This window comes from Clostridioides sp. ES-S-0190-01 (assembly GCF_020658275.1).
Lineage (GTDB): Bacteria > Bacillota > Clostridia > Peptostreptococcales > Peptostreptococcaceae > Clostridioides.
In genome coordinates this window covers 181,858-199,479 of record NZ_JACVWA010000039.1, presented here as the reverse complement: position 1 = coordinate 199,479, position 17,622 = coordinate 181,858, and the positions used below count along the sequence as shown (strand labels likewise).

Annotated in this window: 15 protein-coding genes; 13 read left to right on the top strand and 2 right to left on the bottom strand. The window is 28.7% G+C overall.

The window, feature by feature from the left end:
• The 6 genes from scpB to IC214_RS14810 all read left to right on the top strand — a co-directional run bounded on the left by scpB (window position 1) and on the right by IC214_RS14810 (window position 5,138).
• On the top strand, window positions 1–540 hold the full coding sequence (gene scpB, locus IC214_RS14840; RefSeq protein WP_227434206.1) for an SMC-Scp complex subunit ScpB: 540 nt from the start codon (window positions 1–3) through the stop codon (window positions 538–540).
• Window positions 541–759: 219 nt separating this feature from the next.
• Window positions 760–1,392: a DUF2953 domain-containing protein gene (locus tag IC214_RS14835; protein WP_227836152.1), complete on the top strand. Its 633-nt coding sequence runs from the start codon at window positions 760–762 to the stop codon at window positions 1,390–1,392.
• The gene (gene ytfJ / locus IC214_RS14830) at window positions 1,346–1,774 is read left to right on the top strand and encodes a GerW family sporulation protein (RefSeq protein WP_227434208.1); all 429 of its coding nucleotides are present in this window, start codon (window positions 1,346–1,348) and stop codon (window positions 1,772–1,774) included. The genes IC214_RS14835 and ytfJ overlap by 47 nt, the downstream gene beginning before the upstream one ends.
• A gap of 260 nt (window positions 1,775–2,034) precedes the next feature.
• Complete coding sequence (locus IC214_RS14825) at window positions 2,035–2,475, top strand: MarR family winged helix-turn-helix transcriptional regulator (protein WP_227434209.1); 441 nt, start codon at window positions 2,035–2,037, stop codon at window positions 2,473–2,475.
• 15 nt (window positions 2,476–2,490) lie between these two features.
• Window positions 2,491–3,942, top strand: a complete 1,452-nt coding sequence (locus IC214_RS14820) for a leucyl aminopeptidase (protein ID WP_227434210.1) — start codon at window positions 2,491–2,493, stop codon at window positions 3,940–3,942.
• A gap of 1,046 nt (window positions 3,943–4,988) precedes the next feature.
• The gene (locus IC214_RS14810; RefSeq protein ID WP_227434212.1) at window positions 4,989–5,138 is read left to right on the top strand and encodes a hypothetical protein; all 150 of its coding nucleotides are present in this window, start codon (window positions 4,989–4,991) and stop codon (window positions 5,136–5,138) included.
• A 212-nt stretch (window positions 5,139–5,350) separates the two neighbouring features.
• Here IC214_RS14810 and IC214_RS14805 read toward each other — a convergent pair whose 3' ends face one another.
• Entirely contained in the window at window positions 5,351–5,671 is a 321-nt protein-coding gene (locus IC214_RS14805; protein WP_009905401.1) for a MazG-like family protein, read from the bottom strand.
• Window positions 5,672–5,789: 118 nt separating this feature from the next.
• Complete coding sequence (locus IC214_RS14800; protein WP_227823660.1) at window positions 5,790–6,527, bottom strand: NAD-dependent protein deacylase; 738 nt, start codon at window positions 6,525–6,527, stop codon at window positions 5,790–5,792.
• 314 nt (window positions 6,528–6,841) lie between these two features.
• Here IC214_RS14800 and IC214_RS14795 point away from each other — a divergent pair, with 314 nt between their 5' ends.
• From IC214_RS14795 to infB, 7 genes are all read left to right on the top strand, one after another.
• Window positions 6,842–8,671: an SH3 domain-containing protein gene (locus tag IC214_RS14795; RefSeq protein WP_227831211.1), complete on the top strand. Its 1,830-nt coding sequence runs from the start codon at window positions 6,842–6,844 to the stop codon at window positions 8,669–8,671.
• A 212-nt stretch (window positions 8,672–8,883) separates the two neighbouring features.
• Window positions 8,884–13,182: a PolC-type DNA polymerase III gene (locus IC214_RS14790; protein WP_227434215.1), complete on the top strand. Its 4,299-nt coding sequence runs from the start codon at window positions 8,884–8,886 to the stop codon at window positions 13,180–13,182.
• 212 nt (window positions 13,183–13,394) lie between these two features.
• Window positions 13,395–13,856 (top strand): ribosome maturation factor RimP, encoded by a 462-nt coding sequence (rimP, locus tag IC214_RS14785; RefSeq protein WP_227434216.1) that lies wholly within the window; start codon window positions 13,395–13,397, stop codon window positions 13,854–13,856.
• 29 nt (window positions 13,857–13,885) lie between these two features.
• Complete coding sequence (gene nusA, locus IC214_RS14780) at window positions 13,886–15,040, top strand: transcription termination factor NusA (RefSeq protein WP_227434217.1); 1,155 nt, start codon at window positions 13,886–13,888, stop codon at window positions 15,038–15,040.
• Between the two features lie 6 nt (window positions 15,041–15,046).
• The gene (gene rnpM / locus IC214_RS14775) at window positions 15,047–15,328 is read left to right on the top strand and encodes an RNase P modulator RnpM (protein ID WP_227434218.1); all 282 of its coding nucleotides are present in this window, start codon (window positions 15,047–15,049) and stop codon (window positions 15,326–15,328) included.
• Window positions 15,318–15,629: a L7Ae/L30e/S12e/Gadd45 family ribosomal protein gene (locus tag IC214_RS14770; protein WP_227434219.1), complete on the top strand. Its 312-nt coding sequence runs from the start codon at window positions 15,318–15,320 to the stop codon at window positions 15,627–15,629. The genes rnpM and IC214_RS14770 overlap by 11 nt, the downstream gene beginning before the upstream one ends.
• A gap of 21 nt (window positions 15,630–15,650) precedes the next feature.
• Window positions 15,651–17,591 (top strand): translation initiation factor IF-2, encoded by a 1,941-nt coding sequence (gene infB / locus IC214_RS14765; RefSeq protein ID WP_227434220.1) that lies wholly within the window; start codon window positions 15,651–15,653, stop codon window positions 17,589–17,591.
• Window positions 17,592–17,622: the final 31 nt, after the last annotated feature.

Sequence of the window (17,622 nt, the reverse complement as noted above, 5' to 3'; positions counted from 1 at the left end):
ATGAAAAGAGAAGATATAAAGTGTATTATAGAATCTATTATGTTTGCATATGGTGACCCAATAAGTATAAAAGAATTAAATTATATAATAAATAAAGAACTTTCATCAAAAGAGATAGAGATTATGTTAAATTTACTTATTGATGAATATAGAGAAAAAAATAGAGGTATTCAAATAATCAAATTGGAAAACAAATATCAAATGTGTACAAATGAAGATTATGCAGAATATATAAAAAAAATTATTGAACCAAAGAAAAAGAAAAGTTTGAGTCAAGCTACACTAGAGACTCTTACTATAATTGCATATAAACAACCAATAACGAAGGTAGAGATAGAAGATATAAGGGGAGTAAAATGTGATAAGGTGCTACAAACTCTATTTGAAAATCAACTTATAAGAGAGGCTGGTAGACTTAATAAAATAGGAAAACCTATAATTTATAAGACAACAGATGAATTTTTAAAGTTGCTAAATATAGAAAGTCTTGAAGAGTTGCCTGCTATAGAAACTTATCAAGAAGCATTAACAAATGAATAAAATGTTATACAAAGAGAATATTAATTTTACAATAGAAATGTTAATTTTAAAATAAAAATATGGAGAACACAGTAATTTAGTTTATAGTTTTAAATTTTTTAGAAGGTTTAAAATACTCTAAGTTATTGTGTTTTTTTGTGTGAATATAAAAAAGTGCTTTTGGTAAAATAAATATGGTTAATTAAGTATAAATAGTAATTTTTTGATGATAATATAGACATGGAGATTAATGAATTACTTAATTTTAAATACTTAATAATAGCAATAATTTTTATAATAAGTATAATTGTATTGTTTTTAATGTCTCATATAAATATCTTATTAATAGCAGATATAAACAATAAAGATGTTTGCTTAAAACTTAATATAAAATACATGTTTGATTTAATAAATATAAATAGACAACTATATCCAGCTGAAAATAGTAACAATAATGATGAAAAAGAGGGGATGAAGAATAATATAGACTCTAGTATATTATTAGCTGATGACCTTTTAAGTATTTATAGACTATTAAAAAAGATAAAAATACATGAATTTTATTCAAACATTGATTTTGGAACTAAAAATGTAAGTTTGACATCTTCTGTGTATGTATTAATAAATACTCTATATGGAAATTTATTTAATATAATTGATGCAGAAAAAATATATCTAAATGTAAATCCAAATTTTACAAAAGATTACTTTTTGGGAAATGTAAGGATACATATAAGGTCAAGAATAAAAGATTTATTTCATTTTATAATAATGGTTAATAAGGTTATGAATAAAAATAAAGGAAATTATAAGGGAGGTGATAGTAATGAGAGCAACAGGTTCGATACAAAGTCTTATGGAAACAACTCTTGAAACTATTAAAGGTTCTATAGATGCAAATACTATTATAGGAGACCCTATAAAAACAGATACTACAGTAGTTGTTCCTATATCAAAAGTAACAATTGGATTTGGTATAGGTGGAGGAGAATATTCAAAAGGATATGATGAGAAAGATAAAAATATTGAAATAAAAAGTGAAAAAGCAGATACAAATTTTGCAGGAGGTAGTGCAGGAGCTATATCTGTACAACCAGTAGCATTTGTAGTAGTTGAAAGTGGAGAAACTAGAATAATGAGTTTAGATAGTAATATTAATCTAGTAGATAATATCTTGTCTATAACTCCTAGAGTATTAGAAAAAATTCAGAATATATCTCAAAATAATAAAAATACAGACAAGAATAATATGTAGTATAAGATTAGAATACTTTTGAAAATAAAATATATCCTTAAGTAAAATAGTGAGATTGATATAAGTCTCACTATTTTATAATGTAATTTAAATGTTTTTTACTTTATACCTAATAATATTTTAGTTTAAAACAATTTAAATGGATAATAAAGTTTATCTATAGTATAATTATAAAAAGAAAAGAAGTATTATATTAGAGATATATAAACATATTGGGGGGATAAGAGGGAGTCCCAATTATTAATTTTGAGGTGAATTTTATGAGTGATAAAGAGTTATCTATTTTGTTGTTGGAAAGTATGAATAACTTTCATAATTTAATAAAGATTATTAATAATGAAAGATATAAAAAAGGTAAAGTACTTACAGAAAGGCAATTTTTTGCTTTAGTAAGTATAAGAAAGCATAATAAAATGGAACTTAAAAATTTAAGTAGAGACTTACATGTATCTACTTCTAGTTTGTGTATATTGCTTAATAAGCTAGTTGAGCAAGACTATGTATATAGAGAAGAAGATAGTAGAGATAGACGAAATACTTTTTATGGAATAACTGAAAGTGGAGAAAAAATACTAGATGATGAAATATTAAAATTTATATCTATAATAAGTGATAAAATGAACTGTTTAGATGTAAAAAACAAAGATAAATTATTTGATTCTTTGGAAGACTCTAGAAATATAATTGAGCAATTATTTTAAAAAGGAGAATTTGATATGCAGATAAAATGTTCTAAAGAAATATTAAAAAGCTTGGATGATGCTATAACTGTAGTTACTGTGTTTGAAGATGAGAATGTTTCTACAATGTTTGATAAATTAAATATTGTAAGTAAAAACTTCAGTGCTAAAGAAAATAACATAGAGATTGTGACATTGCTCGAAAATGAAAATCTAATAGACATTTGTCTAGTTGGTCTTGGTAAGAAAGAATCTTTAGATAAGGAAAAACTTAGAATCATAGGGGGCAATTTATGTAAAAAAATAAAAAGTATATTGAGAAATAAAGTATGTAAAAATAATGATATTAACATAATAAATATTAATTTAGATATAGAAGAGATAGGTGCTTTTTCAGAAGGAATATTGCTTGGAAACTATAAATTTGATAAATATAAGACAAAAAGTAAAGAATTTGAAGAAAGAGAAATAGAGAATATAATTATATTCACTGAAAAAGAAGCAGATTGTCAAATAGAAAAAGCTAGAATACTATCTAATTCAACTATAATAGCTAGAAATCTAGTTAACGAACCATCAAATATAATATACCCAAAGACATTGGCAATAGAGGCAGTTAGACTTGGGGCAGAGTATGGATTTAATGTTGAGATTTATGAAGAAGAAAAAATAAAAGCATTGGGTATGGAAGCTTTTTTTGCTGTATCAAGAGGTTCAGTTAATAAACCAAGATTTATAGTAATGAGATATTTTGGAGATGAAGAGAATTCAGATATACTAGGTCTAGTGGGCAAAGGATTGACTTATGATACTGGTGGATATTCTTTAAAATCAAATGCATCTATGCTAGATATGAAAACAGACATGGCTGGAGCTGCAAGTGTAATAGGAGCTATGTGTGCCATATCTCAGAGTAAATTAAAGAAAAATGTTATAGCAGTAGTAGCTGCATGTGAAAATGCTTTATCGGGAGGTTCATATAAGCCAGGAGATATAATTAACTCTATGGCAAGAAAAACTATCGAAGTTTTAAATACAGATGCAGAAGGTAGACTTACATTAGCCGATGCAATATATTACATTATTAATAATGAAAAAGTAACAAAAGTTGTTGATGTAGCAACATTGACTGGTGCAGCTTTAACATTATTAGGTAATGTTGCAACTCCTGTAGTAACAAATAATGATGATTTTTATTGTGAATTGGAAAAAGCATCTACTTTATCTGGAGAAAGAGTTTGGAAGATGCCTCTTTATGATGAGTTTAAAAATATGGTAAAGGGAGAAGAAGCAGACCTTAAAAATACTGGAGGTAAAAATGCTGGATGCATAACAGCAGGAGCCTTTATTGGAGAATTTGTTGGCAGTACTCCATGGATACATATGGATATAGCAGGTACAAGTACATCATCAAAGTCAAAGGGATATAAATCAAAAGGAGCGACAGGAGAGCCTGTTAGGACATTGTATTATTTAGCAGAGGTATAAAATTATATATTACAAAAACTATAGTTTAATGTGTAAAGCCACTTGGATATTTTTAAAACTTAAAAAATATCTAAGTGGCTTTATTTATAAATTTAAACAAATTATTTACTCTTTTTCTTTTTTTCAAGGATAAAGGTATCTATATTGGATAAAAGAGGAAGTATGTACACAATGCTAGTAGCAAAAATAAATATGAAAATGGTAGTTGTATTGTAACTTAAAAAGCTATAGTAATATTGTGAATCAGTAAATGTATTTAGTAAAAATATAAATGAAAAATAAATAAGACAAATTCCAAAATTATCTCTAAATGCATGTCTGTTAACTTTAAATTTTCTTACATCAACCATATAAATATTTGCATATATTATCAAACATTTAGAGAAGATAAATAGAAAATATATGAAGCTAGGAAATTCGTATCCTAAGTTTTTAGAAAAAATAAGTTCTCCAACAGAACAAACTAAACTCCAAGAAAAAAATATGTTAAAAAAATGATACTGTTTAAAAACTAATATAGCTATACATATGTAGATACAAATATGGCTAATTCCAATTGGTAAGGAATTCAAGGTGCTATAATTCCCTGAAGAAATAATTAAAATTTGTTCTAAAGCAACGACTATTACCATTAAGGTACAAAGTATTTTTTCAACTGTGTAACTATAGGGTAAAATATTTTTTGTTAGCTTTGGACAATGATATAGAAATAATCCGAATATAAAAAGACTTACAAACTGTTCACTAGAAAAAAGAAAAATTTTAAACATAGAGCATTCTCTCCTATAATAAATTAATATGTACCTATATAAATATATTCATCCTCTGTCAATTTAATATATAAAAAATTTAATAAAGTTAAGATTTTATATAGAAAATTTAAAGAGATAAAAGTTTTTAAATTTCGTAGTCATAGTGGCCATATTAGAATCGTGTCAAAAAATAAAAATATTTTTATTTATTAAAGTTTTTGGGAATAATAATAACAAATATTAGAACTAATTAACAGTTTTTGTAAGTATTTGACAATAGAGAGGGTGTAACAAATGGGAATAATAGAATCAGCATCAAAGTTAGCTGAGATAGTTCATTTATTAGCAATTGAAAAAGGGATAACAGATATAGAAGCATGGGATGAAGCGATAGAAGAATATAGTAAAATTTATGAAAATAAGAGAGAACAATATAGAAGTTAAAAATAAAATTTTGCTGATAAAAAACTCATTATACTGGATAAAATTTAATTGTTTATGAAAATATCAAATAATATATACAAATAAAATAAAAAATGGTATCTCAATTACAATTTAAAAAATCATTTTGAGATACCATTTAATAGCAAATTTACATAGAAATTAAACATTTCAGACTTTAAATTTATTTTAATAAATATTTAGAGATAGAATGTTTACTTATCTATGTTTTTTATGTAGCCTCTTTTTTCTAGTTTTTTTATATGTTCTTTGCGTATTTCATCAAGATTAATACCATATTGTTCTTCTAGTTTAAACATCATAGTTACACATGTTTGAGCCACATCCATCAATTCTTTAGCAGTTTTCTTTATAATATCAACTTCATCTAAGTCATTATTTTCTCCACTTAGATTTCTGAATTTGCCTATACATTCAGCTAGTTCGCCTTGCTCTTCACCCATTTTGATAAATGTAGATTCCAGTGTTGGGTCTAAATTATTAAGTTCTGGTAAAGATATAGTTTTTAGTTTCATAAAAAGCTCCTTTCAAATTATATATTTATACTAAAATACTATAACAAAAATAATAATAAAAAGAAACTTTAAATTCAACATAAAAACTCATATATATAATAAAAATATTGAAATAAATCTATATTTGTCTTAATACAGCTTCATATAGGACTTCTCCAATAGGTCTATTAATTACAAGAGATGCAGATTTATCATAAACTGTGTTTGCCTTATTAATAAGAGCAATATATTTACCTTTGTAATAATCTATAAAACTAGCTGCTGGATATACAGCCAATGATGTACCTCCTATAATCAGTAAATCAGCATTACTTATAGCAGAAATTGTCTTAGTAATAACATCACCATCAAGAGCTTCTTCATAAAGCACTACATCAGGTTTTACTATAGAGCCACAATCATCACAATGAGGAATATTACCTCCTAGATTTAGCATAGCTTCTAAATCAAAAAATTTACCACAGTTAGTACAGTAATTTCTATGTACAGAACCATGAAGTTCTAAAACATTCTTACTTCCAGCCATTTGATGAAGTCCATCAATATTTTGAGTTATAACAGCTTTAAGTTTGCCCATTTCTTCTAGCTTTGCCAAAGCTATATGGGCATTATTAGGTCTTGCATTAGGATATATCAGTTTATCTTTGTAGAATTCAAAGAACTCTTCTGGATATTTAACAAAAAAAGTATGTGAAACTAATTGCTCAGCAGTAAATTGTTTATTGAGTTTTTGACTAAAAAGTCCAGTAGAGCTTCTGAAATCTGGTATATTAGATTCAGTTGAAACACCTGCTCCACCAAAAAATACTATATTATTATGATTAGATATTAAGTCTTTTAGGTTATTTGCATCCATAGTTTACACCTCCAAAATTATTATATATAGATTGTACTACATATTATAAAGTTTATGTTACTTTATTAGATTCTGAGTATCTTCTTAATGTTTTACAAATCAATTTAAAGAGTGGGCATAAATAAAATTATATGAGCTAGAAGAGTTTATATTTTTCAATATATAAATAGATAAATTAAAATCAGAAATGAAAATAAAGAAAGTATAAATAAAATGTATACATAATATAAATAGACAATATTTACTAAAATCATAAGTTGTCGTATAATTATATTAAAATTGTTTTAGTGTTAAAAGAAGGGCGGGGGAAGTAAGTGAAGAAAAAAGCAGCTTTAGCAACATTAGCTGTATTGCCATTAACTATGGTAAATGCACATGCTGATGGAGAAATAGGTATAGTGACTATAAATTATTTAAATGTAAGAAATGAACCAACTGCCGAAAGTAGTATATCTTTTGTTGCTAAAAAAGATGATAAAGTTTTAATAAAAGACTCTTCTAATGGATGGTATAAAATAAAAGCTGAATCTGGACAAGAAGGTTGGGCTTCATCAAAATATATAGCAAAATCTAATGGTGACTTTTTAAGAACATCTACAAATAAAGAAAAACAGGTTACCTCAAATAGTTTAAATATGAGAAATGGAGCAGGAACAAGCTATAGAGTTATAACTGTATTAAAAAAGGGACAAAAAGTAGAAGTAATATCAGAAAGCAATGGCTGGTCAAAAATCAAATATGATGGAAGACTAGGTTATGTATCGAGTTCTTATCTAGGAGATGTATCAAGTTCAACTAATAAATCAAAAACTAAGCAGGTAAATACAACTTCACTAAATGTAAGAAGTGGCCCAAATACAAGCTATGGTGTATTAGGTAAGTTACAAAAAGGAAGTAAGGTAGAAGTAATATCAGAATCTAATGGATGGTCAAAAATAAAGTATAATGGAAAAGATGGATATGTATCTAGTATGTATTTATCAGATGCAGGTCAGAGTGATACAAATAATTCTAGCCAAGATACTGATAAAAAAAATACTAATAAATTTGTAAATACAGCCTCTTTAAATGTAAGAAGTGGTCCAGGCTCTACATATAGTAAATTAGGAAAAGTCTATAAGGGAAGCAAAGTAACTGTGATGTCAGAAAGTAGTGGATGGGCTAAAATTAATTTTAACAATAAAGAAGCATTTGTTGTGGGGAATTATCTAGCTGATTCGACAGATACATCAGATGATAATACAAATAATAATAACTCAAATAACAATTCCAATAATAATGGAAATAATGATTCTACAACGTCAGGACAAGTAAATGGTATGGCAAATATAAGTGGAGCTAAGATTGATTACAAATCTTTAAACTATACACTAGCTTCTCATGTAAGTAAACAAGTTGAGAAAGCAACAGCAGGAGGGAATGTAATAGCTCCAGGTAATAGAAAAAGTACCCCAAGTCCTGAATTTAGTACATTTTCAGCACAAAGAACAAGTTCATTTGTAAATGCTAGTTCAAGTGACATAGAATATTATTTAAATCCTAAAAACTTTACAAATACTACAAAAGGTATGATGCAATTCTTAAAAATTAATAGCTATAGAAGTGGTATATCAGAGTCAAGCTTAAATTCATACCTTAATGGATTATCTTCTAGTGTATTTAAGAATCAAGGAGCCGCATTTATAAACGCTGCTAAGAAGTATAATATAGATGTAGTATATCTAGTATCTCATGCTATGTGGGAAACTGCTTATGGTAAATCTACACTTGCACAAGGTCAGACATTGACTTCTTATAAAGGCCAAGCTCTTAGCAAACCAGTTAAAGTGTATAATTTTTTTGGAATAGGAGCAATAGATAAAAGTGCCAATGTTTCAGGAGCAGAGGCAGCATATTCTAATGGATGGACTAGTATTGAAGCTACGATAGATGGTTCTGCAAAATGGATATCTCAAAACTATGTAAATAGTTCTAAGTATAATCAAAATACTATTTACAAGATGAAGTGGAATTATGATTATACATGGCACCAATATGCAACTGATGTAAATTGGGCTAATGGAATTTCTGGAATTATGGAAAATTTAATTGGCCTTTATAGTGGTGGAAGTAGTTTAGTCTTTGAGGTACCACAATATAAGTAATACATAAGTAAAAAATATAGACTATGGGTAGTTTTTCATTTTGTTTAAATTATCTGTAGTCTTTTTGTATATAATTTACAAGATATAAATCTTAATATTAGCAAAATTTTTATGCTATAATATTAATTCTAAGTAAATATAAATGAGTAATAGATAGAAATAGAGAAAAAGTGGTAATAATATATATATAATGTTAGGAAAGGAGGATATAAATGGAAAGTGTTAAGGAATATTTAGATAAATTAGAAATTAATAACAGCGGTCTTGGAAAGCAACTTAAAGAAGTTTACATAAGTAGAGTAGTTTATTTTAAAGAAAATAAAATTGTTTATTTTTACCTGACATCTAAAGATATTGTTTCACATGAACTTTTAGATAAATTTAGAGAAGAATTGATGTATAAGCTTGATTATTTTAAAGATATAAAGATGAAAATAAGATTTACTGGGTTTGAAAGAAAATCTAACAAAGATGTTATAAAAAAATATTGGAATAATATCTTGTATATATTAAAGTACCTGTGTCCATCCATTGCAGGATGGTATAAGCAAGTTGAATTTCTTTGTTTAGATGAAGAATTAAAAATAAAACTCCCAAAGGGTATATTTTATGAGAGATTAATAAAAAAAAATGTAGTTCATGTACTTAAAACTGTTCTTAGTGAAGAATTGGGATTGGATTTAGATATAACTATTGAAAAAGCTGTTGATGAAAAGGTAAATGTAGAAAGACTTATAAGAATAAATGATAGAGAAATGGAAGAAAAAATTAGAGCATTGGAAATTGGACAAATTAATAAGTGTGAAGAAAATGAAGAAGAAGGCTATGTTATTAAATCAGAAGTTGACGAAAATTTAGTCTATGGAGATAATGCAAATGCTATGATTGAAAATATATCTGGCTTAAATGCCTCTTCTGGAACAGTTGCAGTTGTTGGAGATATATTTGATGTTGAGACTAAAGAACTTAAAAATGGAAAAATACTTATGATAGCATCAATTACAGATTATACTAGTTCAATAAGTTGTAAGCTATTTTTAACAGATACCAATAAAGATGGAGTACTTGAAAATGTTAAAAAAGGAGCTTATTTAAAACTTAAAGGTGACATAGTTTATGATACATATCAAAGAGAAATTAGTATGATGATTAGTGGAATTAGACAAGAAGCTAGACCAGAGAGAAAAGATACTTCAGAAGAAAAAAGGGTGGAGCTTCATGCACATACTCAGATGTCTTCTATGGATGCTATTTGTTCTGTTAAAAAACTTGTAGAACGTGCAGCAAAATGGGGACATCCAGCGGTTGCTATAACAGACCATGGTGTTGTACAGGGATTCCCAGATGCTATGAATGCTGGTAAGGCAAACAACATAAAAATACTTTATGGAGTAGAAGGGTATTTAGTTGAAGATGATTCTCTTATTATAGAAGATGCAAATGATAAAGAACTTTCTCAGACGTTTGTTGTATTTGATATAGAGACTACTGGATTTTCTAATACAAATGATAAAATAACTGAAATTGGTGCTGTAAAAATAGAAAATTTTAAAATTGTAGATAGATTTAGTGAATTAATAAATCCTGAAAAAGATATTTCGTATAAGATACAAGAATTAACAGGAATAACTAATGAATTGATTAAAGATAAGCCAACTATTGAAGAAGTTCTTCCAAGATTTATGGAGTTTGTTGGAGATAGTGTACTAGTTGCACATAATGCGGAGTTTGATACTGGATTTATATCACAAAAGTGTAGAGAACAGGGGATAATGTATAATCACAAAAAAGTAGATACACTTATGTTAGCCAGAGTAATGCTTCCCAAGTTAAAAAGACATAGATTAAATGTTGTTGCTAAAGAGCTTGGCATACCTCTTTTAAACCACCATAGAGCAGTTGATGATGCGGAAGCAACTGCACTTATATTTAATAAATTTTTACAGATGCTTACAGAAAAAGGTGCCAAAACTTTAAGTGATGTGAATAATATTCTTGGAAAAATCGATTATACAAAGCTTAGTACAAATCATATAACTTTGATAGCAAAAAATTCTATAGGTATAAAAAACTTATATAAAATAATTTCAGATGCACATGTAAATCATTTTTTTAGAGCCCCAAGAATCCTTAGAAGTATTTTAAATGAGTATAAGGAAGGTCTCATAATTGGTTCCGCTTGTGAAGCAGGGGTTGTTTTTCAAGCTGTAAAGAAAAATGTATCTGATGAAGAAATGAAAAAAATAATAGATTTATATGATTATATAGAAGTAATGCCTATAGATAACAATAGGTTTATGATTGATAAAGGAGAAGTAAAGGATGAAGAAGAGCTGAGAGAATTAAATAGAAAATTAATTGATACAGCTAAGAGGTTTAATAAAATTCCAGTAGCTACTGGAGATGTGCATTTTTTAGATAAACATGAGGCTGTTTTAAGAAAAGTTCTAAAGTATTCTCAAGGATTTAAGGTAGATGAAGAAGAGACTTATTTACATTTTAGGACAACAGATGAAATGTTGGAGGAGTTTAGTTATCTTGGAGAAGAATTAGCATATGAAGTTGTGGTTGAAAATAGTAATTTGATTGCTGATATGGTTGAAAATATAAAACCTATACCAGATGATACATATCCACCAATTATAGAAGGTTCAGATGTAGAATTAAGGGAAATGTGCTATGAAAAAGCTAAACGGATTTATGGAGAGCCAATACCAGAAATAGTTCAAAAGAGATTGGATAGAGAATTAAATTCAATAATAAGTAATGGATATGCAGTTATGTATATTATAGCTCAAAAACTAGTTGCAAAATCTCTTTCAGATGGGTATTTGGTTGGTTCAAGAGGTTCTGTTGGTTCATCATTTGCAGCTACTATGAGTGATATAACAGAAGTTAATCCTCTACCAGCTCACTATATTTGTGAAAATGAAGATTGTAAATATTCCTTTTTTTATGAAATAGGTGAATGGGGGTCAGGTGTTGACTTGCCAGATAAGGATTGTCCAAAATGTGGAAGAAAACTTGCTAAAAATGGTCATGACATTCCGTTTGAGGTTTTCTTAGGTTTTGAAGGAGATAAAGAACCAGATATAGACCTAAATTTCTCAGGAAATTATCAGCCAACAATCCACAAATACACCGAAGAATTATTTGGAGAGGGATATGTATATAGAGCAGGAACTATAGGTACAGTAGCAGAAAAAACAGCTTTTGGATATGCAAGAAAATATGTAGAAGAAAATAATATAAGTGTACCAAATGCGGAGGTTCTTAGACTTTCAAATGGGTGTACTGGCGTAAAAAGAACCTCAGGACAGCATCCTGGTGGAGTTATGGTTATACCAGACTATAAAGATGTATATGATTTTACACCTATACAATATCCAGCAAATGATACTTCTTGTGGCGTTATAACTACTCACTTTGATTATCATTCAATAAGTGGTAGGATACTTAAACTTGATATACTTGGACACGACGGTCCTACTATCATAAGAATGCTTGAAGATATTACTGGAATAAATATAACTGAAATTCCTCTAGATGATGAAGAGACTATGTCTTTATTTACATCTACAGAAGCGTTAGGAGTTACACCAGAAGAGATAAATTGTCCTATAGGATGTCTTGCTGTACCTGAATTTGGAACTAAGTTTGTACGACAAATGCTCCTTGATACAAAACCTACTACGTTTGCAGAGCTCGTACGTATATCTGGTCTTTCTCATGGTACAGATGTTTGGGTAAATAACGCACAAGATTTAGTTAGAGAAGGTATAGTGGGATTAAAAGATGTTATATCTACACGAGATGACATAATGAACTACTTAATATTTAAAGGCTTACCTCCTAAGATGAGTTTTACAATAATGGAGAGTGTAAGAAAAGGGAAAGGTTTAAAACCAGAACATATTGAAGAAATGAAGAAAAATAATGTTCCAGAATGGTATATAGGTTCGTGTAAAAAGATTAAATATATGTTCCCTAAAGCACATGCTGTTGCTTATGTTATGACCTCATTTAGAATTGCATATTGTAAAGTACATTACCCAGAAGCCTTTTATGCAACTTACTTTACTACAAAGGTGGAAGATTTTGATGCAGATTTAATTGTTAAAGGTTTGGATACTATAAAATCAAAAATAAATGAGATTGAAGCATTGGGAAATGATGCAACTACAAAGGAAAAAGGTATGTTGACCGTATTAGAAGTTGCACTTGAAATGTATGCAAGGGGGATAAGGCTGTTACCAGTTGATATATATAAATCGGATGCAAGTGACTTTATAGTTGTTGGAGAAAAAACATTACTTCCACCAATGGCAGCAATACAAGGTCTTGGAGGAAATGCAGCTTTAAATATTCAAAATGAAAGAAAAAATGGTGAGTTTATATCAAAAGAAGATTTAAGAAAGAGAGCAAAAGTATCAAAAACAGTAATAGAAACACTTACTAATCATGGCTCACTTGAAAATATGAGTGATGAAAACCAATTGTCACTGTTTTAGGTTAGTTCAAAAAGTTGCAAATAAAAGAATTTTATGATATCATAGTATAGAAAATAGTATACTTTGCAGAAACTAAGAGTGAGACAGCTGTTCTCACTCTTTTATTTTAAATATATTATTAAGAACTAGTTTAAATTTATTAAATACATTTAATTTAAAAATTATTTAATAAATTTAAAATAGTCATTTACAATTGAATAGGAGGTAATTTAATGAAAAAAGATTTAGAAGTAGCAATTGAAGAAATTGTAACTAAAATAACGGATGAACATGGATTTGAAATGGTTGATGTTGAATATGTAAAAGAAGCGGGAGAATACTACTTAAGAGTATACATAGATAAAGAAGAAGGAATATCTTTAAACGAATGTGAATTAGTTAGTAGAGAACTAAGCCCAATATTAGACGAAAAAGACCCTATAAAAGAGAATTATTTCTTAGAAGTATCTTCTCCAGGGCTTGATAAAGCACTAAAAAAAGACAGAGATTTTGCTAGATACCAAGGTAGAGATGTAGATTTAAAATTATATAAACCATTAAATGGATGTAAACAATTTGAAGGTGAACTTGTAGGATTAACAGAAGACAATAATATAAAAATCATTATAAATGGTGAAGAAATGGAATTTAATAGAAAAGATGTTGCTATTGTTAGATTAGCAATAAAGTTTTAGTGGTATATTAAATAGGGAGGAAATAAAAAATGAATCATGAATTTATGGAAGCACTAAATGAATTAGTAGTTGATAGAGGTATAGATAAAGAAATACTTATAGATACTATAGAGCAAGCTCTTTTAACTGCATACAAAAAAAACTTTGGTTCAGCACAAAATGTTAGAGTTGAGTTTGATAGAGACAAAGGCGATATAAAGGTGTTTTCTCAAAGAGTAGTTGTCGATGAATCAGACTTGTATGATACTTTCTTAGAAATAGAGTTAGCAGATGCTAGAGAAATAAACCCTAATTATGAACTGGGTGATATTATAGAGCATGAAGTTACACCTAAAAACTTTGGGAGAATTGCAGCTCAGACAGCAAAACAAGTAGTTGTTCAAAGAATAAGAGAAGCTGAGAGAGAAATAGTGTATAATGAATTTATAGAAAAAGAAAATGAAATAGTTACAGGAGAGGTTGCTAGAGCAAATAAAAATATTGTTTATGTAAATCTTGGAAGAATAGAAGGGATAATGACTCAAAGTGAACAAATCCCATTTGAAAATTATAAAGCAGGTCAAAAAATAAAATTCTATATACTTGAAGTTAAAAAGACTAACAAAGGACCTCAAATAGTTGTATCAAGAAGTCATCCAGGTCTAGTAAAGAGATTATTTGAAGAAGAAGTTCCTGAAATATATGAGGGTATAGTTCAAATAAAATCAGTAGCAAGAGAAGCTGGGTCAAGAACTAAAATGGCAGTAAGATCTATAGATGAAAAAATAGACCCAATTGGAGCTTGTGTAGGTCCAAAAGGACTTAGAGTAAAAAATATAGTGGATGAACTTGGTGATGAAAAAATAGATATAATAAAATATAGTGAAAATCCAGCAGAGTTTATATCAGCAGCACTTAGCCCATCAAAAGTTGTTAAAGTAGATATAAATGAAGATGAAAAATCTGCCTTAGTTATTGTTCCAGATTATCAGCTATCACTTGCTATAGGTAAAGAAGGCCAAAATGCAAGACTTGCAGCAAAATTGACAAACTGGAAGATAGATATTAAGAGCGAATCTCAAGCAGAACAAGAAATGATAAATCTTGAAAATTCCAAAGAAATAGAAGATGAGGGTATTAAAGCTGAATTTATCAATCAAGATGAGTTAGATATCTCAGATGATAATTTCAAAGAAGAAGAGTAAGGAGGGATGGCTTTGAAAAAAGTAAAAAAAGTGCCTCAAAGAAAATGCATAGCGTGTCAAGATAGAGACTCTAAAAAAGAGCTTATAAGAATAGTTAAAAATAAAGAAGGAAAAATATTTTTAGACCCAACAGGAAGAGCTAATGGAAGAGGAGCATATGTGTGCAAAAGCTCTGAATGTCTAAAAAAAGCTATAAAAAGCAAAGCATTAAATAAAGCTTTTAAAATTGATGTTCCTGATGAAGTCTATGATAATCTACTTATGGAGTTAGAAGAATATGAAAAATAATAAAGAAAAGATACACTCGTTCTTAGGACTCGCAACTCGTGCAGGGAAAATAGTGTCTGGTGATGATTCAACTTTGCTTGACTTAAAAAAAGGAAAAGTAAAATTAATTTTAATTGCAGAAGATGCATCAAATAACACAAAAAAACTTTTTAAAGATAAATCAACTTTTAGAAATATTCCATATCTATTTTTTTCAACAAAAGATGAAATAGGATTTGCAATAGGAAAATCTCCAAGAGCAGTCGTAGGAATAAAAGATGAAAATTTTGCTAAAAAGATAATTGAACTAATAGAAATTTAAAATAAAATAGGGGGTGATCTTGTGTCAAAAACAAGAGTATACCAAATAGCAGAAAAATTAAATATATCAAATGAAGAGCTTATAAATAAGTTAGCTGAATTAGATATTAATGTAACTGACAAAGATTCAGTATTAGAAGGTGAAGCGTTAGAATTAGCACTTGAAGTGTTAAGTGAAGATTCATCTCAAGAAAATGGAAATATTATAGAAATAGATGGACAGTTGACAGTACAAGTATTGGCAACTAAATTAGATAAATCTCCATCAGAAATAATTATGAAGCTTATGAAAATGGGAACTATGGCAACAATAAATCAAGAGATAAATTTTGAGATTGCTGCTTTAGCTGCCAAAGACTATGGATTTGAATTAACAGTAGCAGAAAGTGATGATACAGAAGCTTTAGAAATAGAAGCTTTAATGGAAATTGAAGAAGATAATGAAGAGGATTTAAAACCTAGACCACCAGTTGTTACAGTTATGGGACATGTTGACCATGGTAAAACATCTTTACTAGATGCAATAAGAAAAACTGATGTAATTTCAGGTGAAGCTGGAGGAATAACTCAGCATATAGGTGCTTCAGAAGTTAAAATTAATGGACAAAAAATAGTCTTTTTAGATACACCAGGGCATGAGGCTTTCACATCAATGAGAGCAAGAGGAGCACAAGTTACAGATATAGCAATATTAGTTGTTGCAGCAGATGATGGTATAATGCCTCAAACAGTAGAAGCAATAAACCATGTTAAAGCAGCAGGAGTACCTTTAATAGTTGCTATAAATAAAATAGATAAACCAGGTGCAAACCCAGATAAAGTTAAACAAGAATTAGCAGACCAGGGATTATTAGTTGAAGACTGGGGTGGAGAAGTAATAGCAGTTCCAGTATCAGCTAAGAAAAAAGAAGGAATAGATACACTTTTAGAAATGGTATTGTTGGTTGCTGAAATAGAAGAATTAAGAGCCAATCCAAATAAAAGAGCAGTAGGAACTGTTATAGAAGCTGAGCTTGATAAGGGAAGAGGTCCAGTTGCAACAGTACTTGTTCAGGGTGGTACTCTAACAGTAGGTGATCCAATTGTTGCAGGTGTTGCATGTGGTAAAGTTAGAGCAATGATAAATGCAAAAGGAAAAAGAGTAAAAACAGCAGGTCCATCTACAGCAGTGGAAATATTAGGGCTATCAGAAGTTCCACAAGGTGGAGACCAATTTGTTGAGGTTCCAACAGATAAAATTGCTAGAAGTGTAGCAGCAAGAAGACAACAATTATTTAGAGATGAGATGTTAAAATCAACTCAAAGATTATCACTAGATGCTTTATTTAGTCAAATGAGTGAAGGTGCTATAAAAGACCTTAACATAGTTATAAAAGCAGATGTACAAGGTTCAGTACAAGCAGTTAAACAATCTTTAGAAAAATTATCAAATGAAGAAGTACAGGTTAAAGTAATACATGGAGGTGTTGGAGCTGTAACAGAATCAGATATATTACTTGCAGCAGCCTCTAATGCAATAATAATAGGATTCAATGTAAGACCAGTTCCAGGTGCAGAATCTCTAGGAGAGAAGGAAAATGTTGATATAAGAACATATACTATAATATACAAAGCTATAGAAGATATACAAGCTGCTATGACTGGTATGTTAGACCCTGAATATGTTGATGAAGAAACAGGAAAAGCTGAAATAAGAGAAATATATAAAATATCTGGTATTGGAACAGTAGCTGGATGTTATGTAACTAATGGTAAAATATTTAGAAACTGTAAAATAAGATTAGTTAGAGATAGTATAATAATACATGAAGGTGAACTGGCAGCACTTAAGAGATTTAAAGATGATGTAAAAGAAGTTAATTCTGGATACGAATGTGGTATGAGTTTTGTAAATTATAATGACATAAAAGAAGGCGACATAGTAGAAGCTTATATAACTAAAGAAGTAGAAAGAAAATTATAAATTCGTATCAAAGAAAATCAGTTAGTAAAGA

Coding starts and splice junctions, on each gene's coding strand:
- IC214_RS14820 (WP_227434210.1), top strand. CDS start 2,491: ATGCAGATAAAATGTTCTAAAGAAATATTAAAAAGCTTGGATGATGCT.
- scpB (WP_227434206.1), top strand. CDS start 1: ATGAAAAGAGAAGATATAAAGTGTATTATAGAATCTATTATGTTTGCA.
- rnpM (WP_227434218.1), top strand. CDS start 15,047: ATGGCTTTGAAAAAAGTAAAAAAAGTGCCTCAAAGAAAATGCATAGCG.
- ytfJ (WP_227434208.1), top strand. CDS start 1,346: ATGAGAGCAACAGGTTCGATACAAAGTCTTATGGAAACAACTCTTGAA.
- IC214_RS14825 (WP_227434209.1), top strand. CDS start 2,035: ATGAGTGATAAAGAGTTATCTATTTTGTTGTTGGAAAGTATGAATAAC.
- IC214_RS14790 (WP_227434215.1), top strand. CDS start 8,884: ATGGAAAGTGTTAAGGAATATTTAGATAAATTAGAAATTAATAACAGC.
- IC214_RS14800 (WP_227823660.1), bottom strand. CDS start 6,527: ATGGATGCAAATAACCTAAAAGACTTAATATCTAATCATAATAATATA.
- nusA (WP_227434217.1), top strand. CDS start 13,886: ATGAATCATGAATTTATGGAAGCACTAAATGAATTAGTAGTTGATAGA.
- IC214_RS14770 (WP_227434219.1), top strand. CDS start 15,318: ATGAAAAATAATAAAGAAAAGATACACTCGTTCTTAGGACTCGCAACT.
- IC214_RS14835 (WP_227836152.1), top strand. CDS start 760: ATGGAGATTAATGAATTACTTAATTTTAAATACTTAATAATAGCAATA.
- rimP (WP_227434216.1), top strand. CDS start 13,395: ATGAAAAAAGATTTAGAAGTAGCAATTGAAGAAATTGTAACTAAAATA.
- IC214_RS14805 (WP_009905401.1), bottom strand. CDS start 5,671: ATGAAACTAAAAACTATATCTTTACCAGAACTTAATAATTTAGACCCA.
- IC214_RS14810 (WP_227434212.1), top strand. CDS start 4,989: ATGGGAATAATAGAATCAGCATCAAAGTTAGCTGAGATAGTTCATTTA.